The 15,543-nt window shown below is 69.6% G+C and carries 13 protein-coding genes; 6 read left to right on the plus strand and 7 right to left on the minus strand.

The features are described 5' to 3' along the window. Position 1: 1 nt before the first annotated feature. Positions 2–871, minus strand: a complete 870-nt coding sequence (metF, locus tag ACWCO2_RS16285) for a methylenetetrahydrofolate reductase [NAD(P)H] (RefSeq protein WP_450128543.1) — start codon at positions 869–871, stop codon at positions 2–4. Positions 872–981: 110 nt separating this feature from the next. Here metF and ACWCO2_RS16290 point away from each other — a divergent pair, with 110 nt between their 5' ends. Together ACWCO2_RS16290 and crtI are read left to right on the plus strand one after the other, a co-directional pair. Further along, positions 982–2,109 (plus strand): polyprenyl synthetase family protein, encoded by a 1,128-nt coding sequence (locus tag ACWCO2_RS16290; protein ID WP_450128544.1) that lies wholly within the window; start codon positions 982–984, stop codon positions 2,107–2,109. Beyond that, entirely contained in the window at positions 2,109–3,575 is a 1,467-nt protein-coding gene (crtI, locus tag ACWCO2_RS16295) for a phytoene desaturase family protein (protein ID WP_450128545.1), read from the plus strand. The genes ACWCO2_RS16290 and crtI overlap by 1 nt, the downstream gene beginning before the upstream one ends. Positions 3,576–3,618: 43 nt before the next feature. Here crtI and ACWCO2_RS16300 read toward each other — a convergent pair whose 3' ends face one another. Next, positions 3,619–3,984, minus strand: a complete 366-nt coding sequence (locus ACWCO2_RS16300) for an Rv2175c family DNA-binding protein (protein WP_450128546.1) — start codon at positions 3,982–3,984, stop codon at positions 3,619–3,621. A 169-nt stretch (positions 3,985–4,153) separates the two neighbouring features. Between ACWCO2_RS16300 and pknB the strand changes: the two genes are divergently transcribed. Together pknB and mptB are read left to right on the plus strand one after the other, a co-directional pair. Then, on the plus strand, positions 4,154–6,133 hold the full coding sequence (pknB, locus tag ACWCO2_RS16305; RefSeq protein ID WP_450128547.1) for a Stk1 family PASTA domain-containing Ser/Thr kinase: 1,980 nt from the start codon (positions 4,154–4,156) through the stop codon (positions 6,131–6,133). A gap of 162 nt (positions 6,134–6,295) precedes the next feature. After that, entirely contained in the window at positions 6,296–7,858 is a 1,563-nt protein-coding gene (mptB, locus tag ACWCO2_RS16310; RefSeq protein ID WP_450128548.1) for a polyprenol phosphomannose-dependent alpha 1,6 mannosyltransferase MptB, read from the plus strand. A gap of 191 nt (positions 7,859–8,049) precedes the next feature. On the opposite strand, the gene ACWCO2_RS16315 is transcribed toward mptB, so the two are convergent. From ACWCO2_RS16315 to ACWCO2_RS16335, 5 genes are all read right to left on the minus strand, one after another. Next, the gene (locus ACWCO2_RS16315) at positions 8,050–9,438 is read right to left on the minus strand and encodes a class II 3-deoxy-7-phosphoheptulonate synthase (RefSeq protein WP_450128549.1); all 1,389 of its coding nucleotides are present in this window, start codon (positions 9,436–9,438) and stop codon (positions 8,050–8,052) included. A gap of 167 nt (positions 9,439–9,605) precedes the next feature. Beyond that, the gene (locus ACWCO2_RS16320; protein ID WP_450128550.1) at positions 9,606–11,078 is read right to left on the minus strand and encodes an MFS transporter; all 1,473 of its coding nucleotides are present in this window, start codon (positions 11,076–11,078) and stop codon (positions 9,606–9,608) included. A 263-nt stretch (positions 11,079–11,341) separates the two neighbouring features. Next, the gene (locus ACWCO2_RS16325) at positions 11,342–12,367 is read right to left on the minus strand and encodes a 6-phosphofructokinase (RefSeq protein ID WP_450128618.1); all 1,026 of its coding nucleotides are present in this window, start codon (positions 12,365–12,367) and stop codon (positions 11,342–11,344) included. A 388-nt stretch (positions 12,368–12,755) separates the two neighbouring features. After that, positions 12,756–13,256 (minus strand): polyadenylate-specific 3'-exoribonuclease AS, encoded by a 501-nt coding sequence (locus ACWCO2_RS16330; protein WP_450128551.1) that lies wholly within the window; start codon positions 13,254–13,256, stop codon positions 12,756–12,758. Between the two features lie 42 nt (positions 13,257–13,298). Further along, entirely contained in the window at positions 13,299–14,048 is a 750-nt protein-coding gene (locus ACWCO2_RS16335; protein ID WP_450128552.1) for a lysophospholipid acyltransferase family protein, read from the minus strand. Between the two features lie 183 nt (positions 14,049–14,231). Here ACWCO2_RS16335 and ACWCO2_RS16340 point away from each other — a divergent pair, with 183 nt between their 5' ends. Together ACWCO2_RS16340 and ACWCO2_RS16345 are read left to right on the plus strand one after the other, a co-directional pair. Then, positions 14,232–14,999: an alpha/beta hydrolase gene (locus tag ACWCO2_RS16340; RefSeq protein ID WP_450128553.1), complete on the plus strand. Its 768-nt coding sequence runs from the start codon at positions 14,232–14,234 to the stop codon at positions 14,997–14,999. Further along, complete coding sequence (locus ACWCO2_RS16345; RefSeq protein ID WP_450128554.1) at positions 14,996–15,475, plus strand: DUF308 domain-containing protein; 480 nt, start codon at positions 14,996–14,998, stop codon at positions 15,473–15,475. The genes ACWCO2_RS16340 and ACWCO2_RS16345 overlap by 4 nt, the downstream gene beginning before the upstream one ends. Positions 15,476–15,543 lie beyond the last annotated feature (68 nt).

The raw sequence follows: 15,543 nt of genomic DNA on the forward strand, positions 1-15,543 counted from the left end.
GTCACAGGCCCAAGTCGGCGACGACTTGGCGCGTCGCTTTGGAGCGGTTGAGGGTGTAGAAGTGCAGCGCAGGAACGCCTTCGGCGATCAGGCGGGCGCAGAGTTCGGTCACCACGTCCACCCCGGCTTGGCGGAATCCGGCCGGGTCGTCGGCCAGCGGGAGCAGCCGGTCCTCGATCGCCCTGGGCACCGGAACTCCGGCCAGTTCGCCGAACTTCGACAGCACCCGCGGCGTCGTGATCGGCATGACGCCAGGCAGCAGCGGCACGTCACAACCGCGCGCGGCCATCCGATCGCGCAGCCGCAGGAAGTACTCCGGTTCCAGGAACAGCTGGGCGACGGCGAACCCCGCACCCGCGCGGACCTTGCGGACCAGGTGATCCGCGTCGACGTCCAGATCGGCCGAGCGCGGATGCCCGTGCGGGAACGCCGCCACCCCGACGCAGAAGTCGCCGAGCTCGCGGATCAGCCGCACCAGCTCGTCGGCGTACTCCAGCCCGTCCGGGTGACGGACCCACTCGCCGTTCAGGTCGCCCGGCGGGTCGCCGCGAACCGCCAGCACGTTGCGCACGCCGGATGCGGCGTACCATCCGATGACGTTGCGCAGCTCGGCCACCGAGTGGTCGACGGCGGTCAGGTGCGCCATCGGGGTCAGGGTGGTCTCCTGGGCGATGCGCCCGGTGGTGCGGATCGTGCGGTCCCGGCTGGAGCCGCCCGCGCCGTAGGTCACCGACACGAACGCCGGGTCCAGCGGTTCCAGCTCGCGCACCGCCCGCCAGAGGACGCGCTCCTCGTCGTCGTTGCGCGGTGGGAAGAACTCCACCGAGAAGGTCGTCCGCTTGGTGCGCAACCGATCCACCACCACTGCCATGCCACTCAGCATAGGGACAAATCGACTACGCTCCGAAGTCTTCCCAATGACTGGGAGCTAACCGGTAGCCCGGGCAGCCGAACGCGGAGGGCATCGCGGAGGATGGAGCCGTGACCACATCACATTCGGTTACCGCAGAAGCAACCAGCAAGGACACCGTCGTGGAGTCGAGCCTTCCCGATCAGGTCCAGCAGAAGCTGACCGAATTCCTGCAGTCCCGCCGGTCCGAGGCCCTCGACCTCGACCCGGCCTTCGGGGCTGCGGTGGCCGAGCTGGCCGGTTTCGTGCTCAACGGCGGCAAGCGGATCCGCCCCACGTTCGCCTGGTGGGGCTGGCGCGCGGCCGGCGGCAGCGCCGAGGGCCCAGCGGCGGTGGCGATGCTGCGCGCCGCCAGCGCCCTGGAACTGATCCAGGCGTGCGCGCTGGTGCACGACGACCTCATCGACGAGTCCGACACGCGGCGCGGCAATCCGACCGTGCACCGCAAGTTCGAGCAGGTCCACCAGGAGTCCGGCTTCACCGGCGACGCTGAGCAGTTCGGCATGGCCAGCGCCGTGCTCCTCGGTGACCTGGCGCTGACCTGGGCCGACGACATGCTGCACAGCGCGGGCATTCCGCCGACGGCGCTGAACCGAGCGCTGCGGCCGTGGCGCGCGATGCGCACCGAGGTCCTCGCCGGGCAGTACCTGGACGTGCTCGGTCAGGTCCGGGGCGACGAGACCCCGCAGGCCGCGCTGCGCATCTGCCAGCTCAAGGCCGCGTCCTACACGGTGCAGCGCCCGCTGGAGCTGGGTGCCGAGATCGCCGGCGCGAGCCCGGAGGCACTGGAGGCGCTGCGCCGGTTCGGCTCCGACATCGGCGTCGCCTTCCAGCTGCGCGACGACCTGCTCGGCGTCTTCGGCGACCCCGAGGTGACCGGCAAGCCCGCGGGCGACGACCTGCGCGAGGGCAAGCGGACGGTGCTGATCGCCGAAGCCACGGCCACCGCCCGCGAGCAGAACGACCAGGAAGCGCTGGGCCTGCTGCACAGCGTCCTCGGCGACCCCGAGCTGGACGAGCAGCGCGTCGAGCAGGCGCGGCAAGTGCTCACCCGGCTCGGCGCGGTGGCCGCGGTGGAGAAGCGGATCACCGACCTGACCGGATCGGCGCTGCTCGCGCTGCACGGCGCGAACCTGGCCGAACCCGCAACGTCGCGGCTCGCCGAGCTGGCGGTCGCCGTCACCGACCGCACCCGCTGATGCGCACCACCACCGGCCCCAGCGACCACGTCCTGGTCCTCGGCGCCGGGCTGGCCGGGCTCGCCACCGCGCTGCACCTGGCCGGGGCCGGCCGCAAGGTCACGTTGGTGGAGCGGGCGTCGCTGCCGGGCGGCCGCGCCGGGCTGCACCGGTTGGACGGCTACCGCATCGACACCGGCCCGACCGTGCTGACCATGCCCGAGCTGGTCGACGAAGCGCTGCACGCGGTCGGCGACTCGCTGGCCGACCGCCTCGACCTGATCCCGCTGCACCCGGCGTACCAGGCGCGCTTCGCCGACGGCTCGACGCTGGACGTGCACACCGACGCCGAGGCCATGGAGCAGGAGGTCCGCCGCTTCGCCGGACCGGCGGAGGCGGCCGGGTACCGGCGGCTGCGGCAGTGGCTGACCGAGGTGTACCGGGCGGAGATGCACCGGTTCATCGACGCGAACTTCGACTCGCCGCTGGACCTGGTGTCGCCGGAACTGGCCCGGTTGACCGCGCTGGGCGGCTTCGGCCGCCTGGGCCCGGCGATCGGCCGTTTCCTGCACGACGAGCGGCTGCTCCGGGTGTTCTCGTTCCAGGCGCTCTACGCAGGCCTGGATCCGCGCCGCGCGCTCGCGCTGTACGCGGTCATCTCCTACATGGACACCATCAACGGCGTGTGGTTCCCGCGCGGCGGGATGCACGCGGTGCCTCAGGCGCTCGCCGACGCAGCTGCGGACGCGGGTGTTGTTTTCCGGTACGACACCGAGGTCACCGATCTGGAGCGGCGGGGCGACCGGCTCACCGCAGCGCGCACTGCGGCTGGTGAACGCATCGAGGCCGACGCGTTCGTGCTCACCCCAGACCTGCCGGTCGTGCACCGGCTGCTCGGACTGCGGCCGCGGCGGCGTCTGCGCTGGTCACCGTCGGCCGTGGTGCTGCACGCGGGGACCACGCGCAGCTGGTCCGACGCGCACCACACGATCTCCTTCGGCGATGCCTGGAACCGGACGTTCACCGAGATCATCCGCGACGGCTCGTTGATGAGCGACCCATCGCTGCTGGTCACGCGGCCGACCACGACCGATCCGACGCTGGCTCCGGAGGGCCGCGAGCTGCACTACGTGCTCGCGCCGTGCCCGAACCTGGCGACCGGTGATTTCGACTGGGACCGCATCGGCCCCGCATATCGCGATGAATTGCTGCGCGCTCTGGAGCGTCGCGGCTTCACCGACTTCGGCTCCTCGATCGAGGTGCAGGAGCTGGTCACGCCCGCGGACTGGGCAGCTCAGGGGCATGCCGCCGGGACGCCGTTCTCGGCCGCGCACACCTTCCCGCAGACCGGTCCGTTCCGGCCGCGGAACCTGGTTCGCGGCCTGGGCAACGTGGTGCTGGCAGGCTCCGGGACAACGCCGGGAGTCGGCGTTCCACCGGTCCTGATCTCCGGGAAACTCGCAGCTCAGAGGATTGTCGGGCCGTGAGCGGCGATGGTCGCTCGCACCACCGTCGCCGCTCACGAGCAGATCAGAAGCCCATTGCCTGAGCCCGGCGCTTGACCTCCCGGCCCCGGTCGCCACGCAGGGCGTCGATCGGGGTTCCCGGCAGCGAGTCGTCCGGCGTGAACAACCAGCGGAGGATCTCGTCCTCGTGGTAGCCGGAGTCCCGCAGCAGGGTGATCGTGCCGGGCAAGCCCTTCACGATCTCGTTGCCGGTGAGGAACGCGTCGGGAACGCCGAGCACGGCGTCGCGGCGCAGAGCCAGTAGATGTCCATCACGAATCAATTGGTGCACCCGGGTCACGGACCGCCCGAGCCGTTCAGCAACGGCGTCCAGCGGAACGACCTCCACATCGGGAGCGAGCACATCCGGGGCAGCGGGGATCGCACTCACATTACATACCTTGCCACATCGCAGGGTCCGACGCCGAGTGCCACCGGCCAGAAGATCCACGCACCCCGCCATCCGATCAAGATCATGACCCATCCCACGGCCTGGCCCCGGCGTGTCGTCCGCACCTGCCACAATCGGGGAGGAACGGTTACCCGGCGGTTGGCGGAATATGACTTCTGAGACACGGCGAGAACGCGGCGCGAGCCTCGTCGGAGCCATGCTCGAACGCCGGTACCGGGTCGACGCGCTGATCGCCCGCGGTGGCATGTCCACCGTCTACCGAGGCCTGGACACCCGGCTGGACCGGCCGGTGGCGATCAAGGTCATGGATGCGCAGTACTCCGGCGACCGGTCGTTCGTGGAGCGCTTCGAACGCGAGGCCCGGGCAGCGGCCAAGCTGCACCACCCCGACATCGTGGCCGTCTACGACCAGGGCGTGGACCACGGCACCGGCGAGGAGCACGTCTTCCTGGTGATGCAGCTGGTCGAGGGCTGCACGCTGCGCGACCTGATCATGGACGAGCGCGGGCCACTGCCGCTGGCGACGGCCCTGAGCGTGATCGAGCCCGTGCTCTCCGCTCTGCAGGCCGCGCACCAGGCCGAGATGGTGCACCGCGACGTCAAGCCGGAGAACGTGCTGATCGGCACCGACGGCTCGGTCAAGGTCGCCGACTTCGGGCTGGTCCGGGCGGCCGCCGAGGCCGGGACGACCAGCGGCAGCGTCATCCTCGGCACCGTCGCCTATCTCTCCCCCGAGCAGGTCACCACCGGCGCCGCCGACGCGCGCACCGACGTCTACGCGGCCGGGATCGTGCTCTACGAGATGCTCACCGGCCGGCCGCCCTACGTCGGCGACACCGCGCTCTCGGTGGCCTACCGGCACGTCAACGACGACGTCCCGCCGCCGGCCGAGCAGATCCCCGACCTCCCGCCGGTCGTCAACGACCTGGTGGTGCGCGCCACCCGCCGCGATCCGGCGCAGCGCCCGCAGAGCGCTGAGGCGTTCCTCGCCGAGCTGCAGCAGACGCGCGACGAGCTCGGCATCTCGCTGGTCCCGGTGCCGGTCCCCGAGTCGGCCGAGAACACCACCCTGATGCCCGCTGTCGCGGGTGATCCGCCGACCGTACAGTTCCCGACCGTCCAGGCCGCACCGCCACCGCAGCAGCCGAATCCCACCCGGGCGATGTTGCGTCCGACCACCGACGACGACTTCACGCAGGAGATGGCGCGGGTCCCGGCGGGACCGGTCCGCGAGCGCAAGAACGGGCGGCGGACCGTCGCGATCTGGACCGCGATCGTCCTGGTGCTCGCCGCTCTCGTGGGAGGTGCGGCGTTCTGGCTCGGTCTGGGCAGCTACATCGACGTTCCCAAGCTCGTCGGCGAGCCGGAGGCGGCTGCGCAGAAGGCGCTCTCGGATGTCGAGCTGACCGGCAACGTGACCCGCGAGAACAACAACGACGTGCCAGAAGGCGTCGTGATCAGCTCGAACCCGCGCGAAGGTTCGCAGGTGCGCAGCGGCAGCAGCGTCGACCTCGTGGTGTCGCTGGGCAAGCCCAAGGTGCCGGAGATCGCCGAGGGCACCCCGCTGGCCGAGGCCGAGAGCATCATCCGCAACGCGAAGCTGAAGCCCAAGCACGACGAGTCGGCCGACCAGTTCCACACCAGCGTGCCGGAAGGCCGGGTCATCAGCGTCGACCCGGCGCCCGGCACCCCGCTGAACATCAGCGGCGAGGTGTCGCTGATCGTCAGCAAGGGTCCGCCGCCGGTGCCGGTGCCCGACGTGCGCGGGATGAGCCGCGACGACGCTTTCACCACGCTGACCAACGCCGGTTTCGAGCCCTACGAACTGGACCGCGAGTTCAACTCGGACGTGGCTGCCGACCACGTCATCGGCACCGATCCGGAGATCGGCACCGAGATCAAGCTGGTCGGCAAGCCCCGCATCGGGGTGAAGCTGTCGAATGCGGTGACCGTGCCCAGCCTCAACGGGGTCAGCGTGGAGGAAGCGCAGCAGCAGGTCGCGGCGCTGGGGTTGACGCTCAACGTCAACGCCATCTTCCACCGGGAGAACATGATCATCTTCGGCCAGTACCCGCTGCCGGGCTCCAAGGTCGAACCGGGAAGCGAGATCCACGTCACGGCGCTGTGATGCACTGTGATCCTGATCTCCATCGGGTTGCGTAACGTTTTCCCGATGTGGGATCTACCTGCGGCTACCAGCCTCTCGAACTCACCTGATCGGCGTCGACTCGGACAATCTCGCCTGGTCACAGCCGAGACGCAGGCCGGTTGTGGAACTATTGCGAGCACGATGCCCCCGAGTGTTTCCACCGAGTCGGCACCCGACTGGCCCGAGCAGGCCAACAACACGACAGCCGACCAGGCCGCTGGCGAACGGCACGAGAGCCGTCCGCTGCCCTTGCGCACCATCGCGTTGGGCGCGATCGGTTCCGTGCTGCTGCTGATCGGTTCCTTCGGCGCTGCCGGAACGCTCGTGCACGACCCGGTCCTGGACACCGGTCCGCTGTTGGTGCTGCGCCACGGGCACGGCCGCGACGTCGCGGTCGCCGTCGTCTACATCGGGTTCGCCCTGCTGGTGTGGGCGTGGGTGCGGCTCGGCCGCGGCGTGCTGGCCCACCTGGTGACCTCCCGCGGCGTGCTGTGGGCGACGGTCGCCTGGCTGGTGCCGATCCTCATCGCCCCGCCGCTGTTCACCCGCGACGTCTACAGCTACCTCGGCCAGGGCTTGCTGGCGCTGAACGGTCTCGACCCCTACGGCGTCGGTCCGGCCGCGCTCACCGGCCCGATCCCGGAGAACGTGCACCCGACCTGGCAGACCACGCCCGCGCCGTACGGGCCGCTGTTCATGGGCGTGGCCAAGGGCGTGATCCTGCTGGCCGGGCACGACATCATCATCAGCGTCGTCGTGATGCGGCTGGTGCTGCTGGGTGGTCTGGTGATGCTGATCTGCGCGCTGCCCGGACTGGTTCGCCACCTCGGCGGCCGGCTGCCGGTAGCGCTGTGGTTGGTCGCGGCCAGCCCGATGACGGTGGTGCACCTGGTGGGCGGCCCGCACAACGACATGCTGATGATCGGGCTGCTGTCGGTCGGCACGCTGCTGGTGCTGGAGGGCCGTCACGTCAGCGGAATGGCGCTGGCCTCGGCGGCGATGGCGATCAAGGCCACTGCCGGTCTGGCGCTGCCGTTCCTGGTGTGGATCTGGGCGTCCCGGCTGACCGGTCCGCTGTGGCAGCGGTTCCTGCGCGCGGTGGCCCCCTCGCTCGGGATCTTCGTGGTGATCTTCGGCGGGTGCACGCTGCTGGCCAAGGTCGGCTTCGGCTGGCTGGGCGCGCTGTCGGCGCCCGGCATGATCGTCAACTACCTGTCGGCGCCGACGGCCGTGGGCCAGGCGGTGCACAGCTTGGTGTCGCTGTTCGGCGAGGTCAACATCTGGCCGTTCGTGGGCGCCACCCGCACGCTCGGTTCCCTGCTGCTGGTGGCGATCCTCGCCTGGAACTGGTGGCAGGCGCGCGACGGCGGTCCCGAAGCGGTGCGTCGCGCGGCGATCGTTCTGTGCTTCGGCGCGTTCCTGTCGCCGGTCCTGCTGCCCTGGTACACGACCTGGGGCCTCGCGCTGGGCGCGGCGTTCGCCTGGACTCCGCGAGCCCTGTCCTACGTGGTCGGGGCGTCGATCGCGCTGGTGCTGGCGTACTACCCCGACGGCGAGCAGGCGATGTACAACTGGCCGTTCGTCGCCGTGGGCATCGGCGCCGCGGTGCTCGGCGCCCGATCGCTGGTCCATTACGACCCGCTGGGACTCAGCGAAGCGTTCGGCCGCCTCTCCCGCACGCCCGTGCATCAACGGCAGGCCTGAGTGCCTGTTTCTGATCCTTTGTCTTTGATGCGCCTAGGCGCATAGCCCACCCTCGGCGCTCGCACCGCCACGGGTTCTGAAAACGCTGGTCAGCAGCAGTGAGCACTTCGGGCTGCTATGACGACCCAAAACGCTCACGGCCACAGAAGGCCCGGAACCTCGTGGGTTCCGGGCCTTCTGCTCAGCTGGTGTCAGCCGCGGAGCATCTCAGCGACCAGGAACGCCAGTTCCAGCGACTGCTGGGTGTTCAGGCGCGGGTCGCAGGCCGTCTCGTAGCGGCCCGAGAGGTCGGCGTCGGAGATCTCCTGCGCGCCGCCCACGCACTCGGTGACGTCCTCGCCGGTCAGCTCGATGTGGATGCCGCCGGGGTGGGTGCCGAGGCGGTGGTGGACCTCGAAGAAGCCCTGCACCTCGTCCACGATCCGGTCGAAGTGGCGGGTCTTGTAGCCGGTGCTGGCCTCGTGGGTGTTGCCGTGCATGGGGTCGCACTGCCAGATCACCTGGTGCCCGGAGGCGGTGACCTTCTCCACGATCTCCGGCAGCACGTCGCGGACCTTGCCGTTGCCCATCCGGCTGATCAGCGTGAGCCGGCCCGGCTCGTTGTTCGGGTCCAGCCGCTCGACGTACTCCACGGCCTGCTCCGGCGTGGTGCCGGGGCCGATCTTGACGCCGATCGGGTTGGAGATCATCTCGGCGAAGGCGACGTGCGCGCCGTCGAGCTGGCGGGTCCGCTCCCCCACCCACAGGAAGTGGCCGGACAGGTCGAACAGCCGCGGCTTCTCACCGGTGGTGTCCAGGCGCAGCATGGCGCGCTCGTAGTCCATCACCAGCGCCTCGTGGCTGGCGTAGAACTGCACCGAGTGCAGGCTGGAGTCATCGACCCCGCAGGCCGCCATGAAGCGCAGGCCGCGGTCGATCTCGGCGGCCACCGACTCGTAGCGCTCCCCGGCCGGGGAGTTGAGCACGAAGTCCTTGTTCCAGTCGTGCACCTTGGTCAGCGCGGCCATCCCCGCGCTGGTCAGGGCGCGGGAGAGGTTCATCGCGGCGCTGGCGTTGGCGTAGGCGCGGATCAGCCGCGACGGGTCGTGGCGGCGCGCCTCCTCGGTGGCCACGATCGAGTTGACCATGTCACCGCGGTAGGACGGCAGGCCCAGCGCGTCGGTGTCGCTGGAGCGCGGCTTGGCGTACTGCCCGGCGAGGCGGCCGAGCTTGACCACCGGCATGCTCGCGCCGTAGGTCAGCACCACCGCCATCTGCAGCAGGGTGCGGATGTTGCCGCGGATGTGCGGCTCGGTGTTGTCCGCAAACGTCTCCGCGCAGTCACCGCCCTGGAGCAGGAAGGCTTCGCCCCTAGCGACCGCTGCGAGATGCTGGCGCAGCTGGTCGACCTCGGAGGGGACGGTCACCGGAGGAACGCTCTCCAGCACCTTCCGGACGTTGTTCACCTGTTCCTGGTCCGGCCACTTGGGCTGTTGGGCGGCCGGACGCGCCAGGGCGTCGTCGAGCCGGGCGCGCATCTCAGGCGGCAGCGGCGGCAGTTCGGGCAGGTCGTCCACGGGGACGTCGACGGTCCAGTTCACGTTCCCAGAATAGGCGGTCGGCGCCAGTGGTTTTACTCCGGGAAGCGCGTCCCACGATGCGGAAGCCCAGCAGGTCTCGATTCAGTAGGTGCCGCCGAGCTTGCGGTGATCCCAGCTGAGCGTTCGGGGGCTGCTCCGGGGTCTCACGGGTGCCGGGAACCCGATCTTCAGCCGCGGGACGGCACCTCGTCAACGACTTCCCGCTGCCACTCGGCCTCGACCGCATCGGCGTCGTAGCCGACCGGTTCCCAGCGCTTGGCCAGCAGGGCCACCAGCCCCATCAGCGGGGCGAGGGCGATCACCCAGAACACTCCGCTGCCGAGGGCGGCGCTGAGCACCGGGAAGAAGAACAGCGCCATCGTGGAACCGACCCGCAGGGTCCCCTGGTTGAAGCCGATGCCGGTGCCGCGCATCTCCGTCGGATAGCTCAGCGAGGCGAAGCTCATGAAGTGCGCACCCGGTCCGGATGCCTGGGCGAACATGAACGCGCCCAGCGCGAAGATCGCGAACAGCACGTACGCGGTGGCCGAGGGCTTGCCGATCAGCGCCAGCACCACCAGCGACGCCAGCTGCACCGCGAAGCCCAGGAACGTCAGCTTCCAGGCCCCGGCCTTGTTGGCCAGCCGGATGCCGAGCAGCCCACCGGTGACCGCGAAGACCAGGTTGAGCACCAGCGATGCGGTGATCGTGTTGAGCGCGCCCTGGGCGAGGATGCTGGTGATGATGATCGGCAGGCCGTAGGCGACCGCGTTGTAGCCGAAGGTCTGGGCCAGGCCGATGGCCAGCGCCTGGAACGTCCGGCCGCGGTAGCGGCGCTCGAAGAGCCGTGCGAAGTCTCGCAGGCCGCTGCGATCGGCCTTCGAAACAGCCACCTCCGCGTCGGGGGCGACCACGGCGTTGACGCCGTAGGACTTGCGCAGGATCTTCGCCGCCCGCTCCAGGTCGCCCTGGTTGGCCGCCCAGGACGGCGACTCGTTCATGTACTTGTTGCGCACCAGCAGGATGACCAGCGCGGGCACCGCGCCGAAGCCGACGGTGAACCGCCACAGCAGGTCGTGGTGCTGGTCGGGCAGCACGAAGTACAGGCCCATGATCACCAAGTAGCAGGCGCTGGTGGCCACGTACCAGGCCGGCGACCAGGCAGCGGTGCGCGAGCCCTTGCTGCCCTTGCCCCGCAACTGGGAGAACTCGGCCAGGAACGCCATGGCCACCGGGATGTCCATGCCGACGCCGAAACCCATCAGGAACCGGAAGACGATCAGGACCTCCATGTTCGGCGCGAGCGCGCAGCCGAGCGCGGAGACCACGAAGAACAGCATGTCCGCCATGAACACGCGATAGCGGCCGAGTCGGTCCACCAGGATGCCGCCGAGCCAGGCGCCGAGGATCGCGCCGACGCTGATCGAGGCGGTGACCGCGCCCGCCCCGACCGGGGACAGGCCGAACTGCTCCTTGATGTCGGTGATGCCGTAGGCCAGCGAGGTCAGGTCGTAGGCGTCGAGGAAGATGCCGCCGAGCGCCAGCAGCACGATCATCTTCGCGTGGCTGCCCCGCGCAGCGCCCGAGTTGACCAGATCGGTGACGTCCCGAGCCGAGCGGATGAGCACCTGCTCCCCGCTGGCGACCGGTTGCGTGGACACTGCATCCCCTTCGCGTTGAACGATCTTGCGCGGGTGTGAAGGGAGCATGGTGTGCGGGAGTGGCCCGCGTGCGGCCCCAACGCCCAGTCGCGAGCGGTCAGCCTAACTAGTGAAACAGGTGCGTCCACATGCTGAAACAAAGCACCGTCGTGCGGCTGAGCCCGGGTTCGGGAAGTCGTCCACAGGTGTCGTTGTGTCGGGGTCTGACACGCCGGTTGGACCGCAGTTTCGCTGGAAACTGCGGTCCAACCAGGACGGACAGGTCAGCCGAAGAGGACTTCGGCTTCGGCGTAGCGCTCGCGCGGGACCGTCTTGAGCTGGGCCGTCGCTTCGCGCAGTGGGACTCGGACGATGTCCGTGCCGCGGAGGGCGACCATCTTCCCGAAGTCGCCCTCGGTGATCGCATCGATGGCGTGCAGGCCGAAGCGGGTGGCCAGGACTCTGTCGTACGCCGTCGGGGTGCCGCCGCGCTGGACGTGGCCGAGCACCACCGCACGGGATTCCTTGCCGGTGCGCTTGGCGATCTCGTCGGCCAGCCAGGTCCCGACCCCGCCCAACCGGACGTGCCCGAAGGCGTCGCGCTCACCGGTGACCAGCAGTTCCTTGCCGCCCTCCGGCACCGCGCCCTCGGCGACCACGATGATCGGCGCGTACTGGCGCTCGAAGCGCCGCTCCACCCACTCGCAGACCTGCTCGACGCTGAACTGCTGCTCCGGCACCAGGATCACGTTGGCGCCGCCGGCCAGACCGGAGTGCAGGGCGATCCAGCCCGCGTGCCGGCCCATCACCTCCACCACCAGCGCGCGGTGGTGCGACTCCGCCGTGGTCCGCAGCCGGTCGATGGCCTCCGTGGCGATGTGCACCGCCGTGTCGAAGCCGAAGGTGTAGTCGGTGGCGTCCAGGTCGTTGTCGATCGTCTTGGGCACCCCGACCACCGGCACCCCGTCGTGGGTGAGCTGCTCGGCGACACCGAGGGTGTCCTCGCCGCCGATCGCGATCAGCGCGTCCACCCGGTTCTCGGCCAGGGTGGCCTTGAGCCTGGCGATCCCGTCGTCGACCTTGTACGGGTTGGTCCGCGACGAGCCGAGGATGGTGCCACCGCGGTTGAGGATGTCCTCCACGCGGTCCAGGGTGAGCGGCGCGACCAGGCCCTCCACCGGGCCCAGCCACCCGCTGCGGAAGCCCAGAATCTCGTGCTGGTGCACGGAAATCCCCTTGCGGGTCACCGCCCGGAGCACCGCGTTGAGACCAGGGCAGTCGCCGCCACCGGTGAGCACTCCGACACGCATTCCTGCGGGCATGGTTTTCGCCGCCTCCTCCGTGAGCAAGATGTGATCGAGGTCTCTTCAACCACAGCCTGGCATGAACTGGATCGTTGCAGCAAGTAACCGCGAAATTACCGGCAAACAGACCAGCGGCGGGAACGGGTCTACCGCCTGCAGCGAGCCCCGGACGGTACCCAGCAGGCACCGCGTCGTGTTCAGGGTCATCAAAGAAGACCTGGCGAAACTAGGCCTCGAGACGCCCGTCGAGTTCGAATTTCAGAAGCTGTGGGGCCTACGCAGCAGCGAAAAGGCTGTCGCCTACCGGCCCGTCATGGAGCGGATCCACGAGCTCGAACCCGATGCGAGCGCCCTTGCCCACGCGTGGCTCACCTTCCAGCCCCGTGACACTCGTCTACCAGACGAAGCCGCGCTTGCGGCGGACCTCTTCGATGACCTTCCAGCGCTCCAGGTTGTGCTTGGCGTCGGCGAGGGCGTCGTGGGCGTTGTCCGGGGCTGCGGGCAGCTTCGGCTTTCCGACGTCCTCCCAGCGCTGCCGGAGGTCGCGGGTGAACTTGGGGATCCGGGAGGGCAGCATCGGCATCGCGCCCCACAGCTGGGCCAGCGCCACGTGGTCGTAGGCCGCGAACCAGGCCCACAGCTCGGGGTTCGAGCCGCGCGCGGTCATGAAGCTGTAGAGGTCTTCGCGGATCCGGGCGCGGGAGCGCCAGCTCTTGTCCGAGGGCGGCGGGAGCTGCGGCAGCACGTGCTGCCGGACCCAGGCGCCCGCGCGGGACGCGTCGAACTCGGTGGACACCGCGTAGAACTCGCGACCGTCCTCGCCGACCATTCCGATCGACACCAGCTCGATGGTCTGCCCGTCCTCGATGAACTCACAGTCGTAGAAGAACCTCACCTGGTCAGCGTAGGCGGGTAATCCCAGGGCTGATGTTGCGGGTCAGCCCGCCTTCGACTCGGGCACCCGACCGCTGGAGTTCGCGGGCTTCCAACCCGCGACCTGCTTGCCCTGCGCGGTCAGCTCGTCCTTGACCTTGGCCGCGTAGACGTCGACGTACTCCTGGCCGGACAGCTCCATCAGCGCGTACATGATCTCGTCGGTGATCGAGCGCTCCACGAACCGGTCGCCGGCCATCCCCTCGTAGCGGGAGAAGTCCAGCGGCGGCCCGACCTTGACGACGACCTTGTGCGGGTACCACATCTTCGAGCCGATGGGGTTGACCTTGTCGGTGCCGAACATCGCGATCGGGATCACCGGCGCACCCGACTCCAGCGCCATCCGCGCCACACCGGTCTTGCCCTTGTACAGCCGGCCGTCCGGCGAGCGGGTGCCCTCCGGGTAGACGCCGAGCAGCTTGCCCTCGCGGAGCAGCCGGACCCCGGTGTCCAGCGCGGCCTGCGCCGCGGCGCCGCTGGAGCGGTCGATCGGCACCTGTCCGACACCGGAGAAGAAGTACTTCTTGAACTTGCCCTTCAGGCCCTTGCCGGTGAAGTACTCGCGCTTGGCCAGGAAGGTGACCCGCCGCGGCATCATCAGCGGCATGAAGAACGAGTCGGCGACCGCGACGTGGTTGCTGACCAGGATCGCGCTGCCCTCGGCGGGCACGTGCTCGACGCCTTCGATCTTCGGACGGCAGAACAGCTTCATCAAGGGCCCGAGCAGAATGTGCTTCATCACCCAGTACAACACCGCGCCGCCGCCTCCCCTGCCAGCAAGATTTCGCTGCTCAGCCTACGGAGCGTGCGCGAGCAGCACAACGCGACCGCACCGATGGTGATCTACCGGACGCCGAGATCGACGAGGCCGTCCCGTTTGTCGGTCTCGCATGCGACCATGAACCGTACAGGCACGCCGATGCTTTGGGAGGCTGCAGTGCCCGTGCTCTCCGGCGCCGAACCGTTCTCGCACGACGGATCGGATGACATCGGCGTACTGCTCTGCCACGGCTTCACCAGCACCCCGCAGAGCATGCGGGCCTGGGGCGAGCACCTGGCCGCGGAGGGGTTGACCGTCCGCTGTCCGTTGCTGCCCGGCCACGGAACCCGCTGGCAGGACTTGAACAAGACCGATTGGCAGGACTGGTACCGAACGGTCGCGGGCGAGTTAGCCGAGCTGCGCGAGCGCTGCTCGTCGGTGTTCGTGTTCGGCCAGTCGATGGGCGGCACGCTCACCCTCCGGCTGGCACAAGAACACCCGGACATCGCTGGCATCGTGCTGGTCAACCCGTCTGTTCTGACGCAGCGCAAGGCCGCGCGGATGCTGCCGCTGATCAGCCGGGTGCTGCCATCGCTCGGCGGCATCCCCGGCGACATCGCCAAGCCCGGCGGATTCGAACTGGCCTACCAGCGACTACCGCTGCGGGCGATGGCGAGCCTGCAGCAGCTGTGGGGAGTCGTGCGCCCCGACCTCGGACGGATCCGGCAGCCGGTGCTGCTCTACCGCTCCGAGGTCGACCACATCGTCGAACCGGTCAACGCCGCGGTCGTGCTGGACGGGGTGCGCAGCGAGGACCTCACCGAGGTCGTGCTGACCGACAGCTTCCACGTAGTGACGTTGGACCACGACGCACCGCGGGTGTTCAGCGGTAGCGTCGAGTTCCTGCAACGGATCCACCGCGATCGGGCCGAGGAAGTCGTATGAGCACGCGCCGCGACAACGCCGACGGGCCAGAGGACATCGATGCGGCCTTCGCCGAGATCGTCGCCGACCTGGAGCGGGACGAGAACTTCGCGCGCTGGCCCGAAGACCGCGAGCCGGTCGACGAGGGCGAGCGGCCGGATGCGCCCCCCGCCGTCGAACCCACCTCGATCGAGCCCGCGCCGACCAAGCCGGCGGACAGCGGCCCGCGCGACTGGACGCCGACCACCGCGGAGGAGGACGAGCACTACGTCCCGCCGGAACCCCCGCCGCTGCCGACCCCACGCGCGACGACCCTGATCGGTATCGCGGTGATCATGGTCGGCGTGCTGTTCGCGCTGGTGCCCGGCCTGGCCGGACTGTCCAGCACGGTCACCCTCCCGCTGGGCCTGGTCCTGATCAGCGGCGGCATCGGCTGGCTCCTCCTCCGCCTCCGCCAACCCCCGCGAAGCTCCGACGACGACGGCGCCCAGGTCTGACCCGCCGTCACCCGGGTCTGGATGACAGCGGCGCGTAGCGCCACCGCAGGGATGGCGGTCGGGCGAAG

This window comes from Saccharopolyspora sp. NPDC002376 (genome assembly GCF_053593195.1).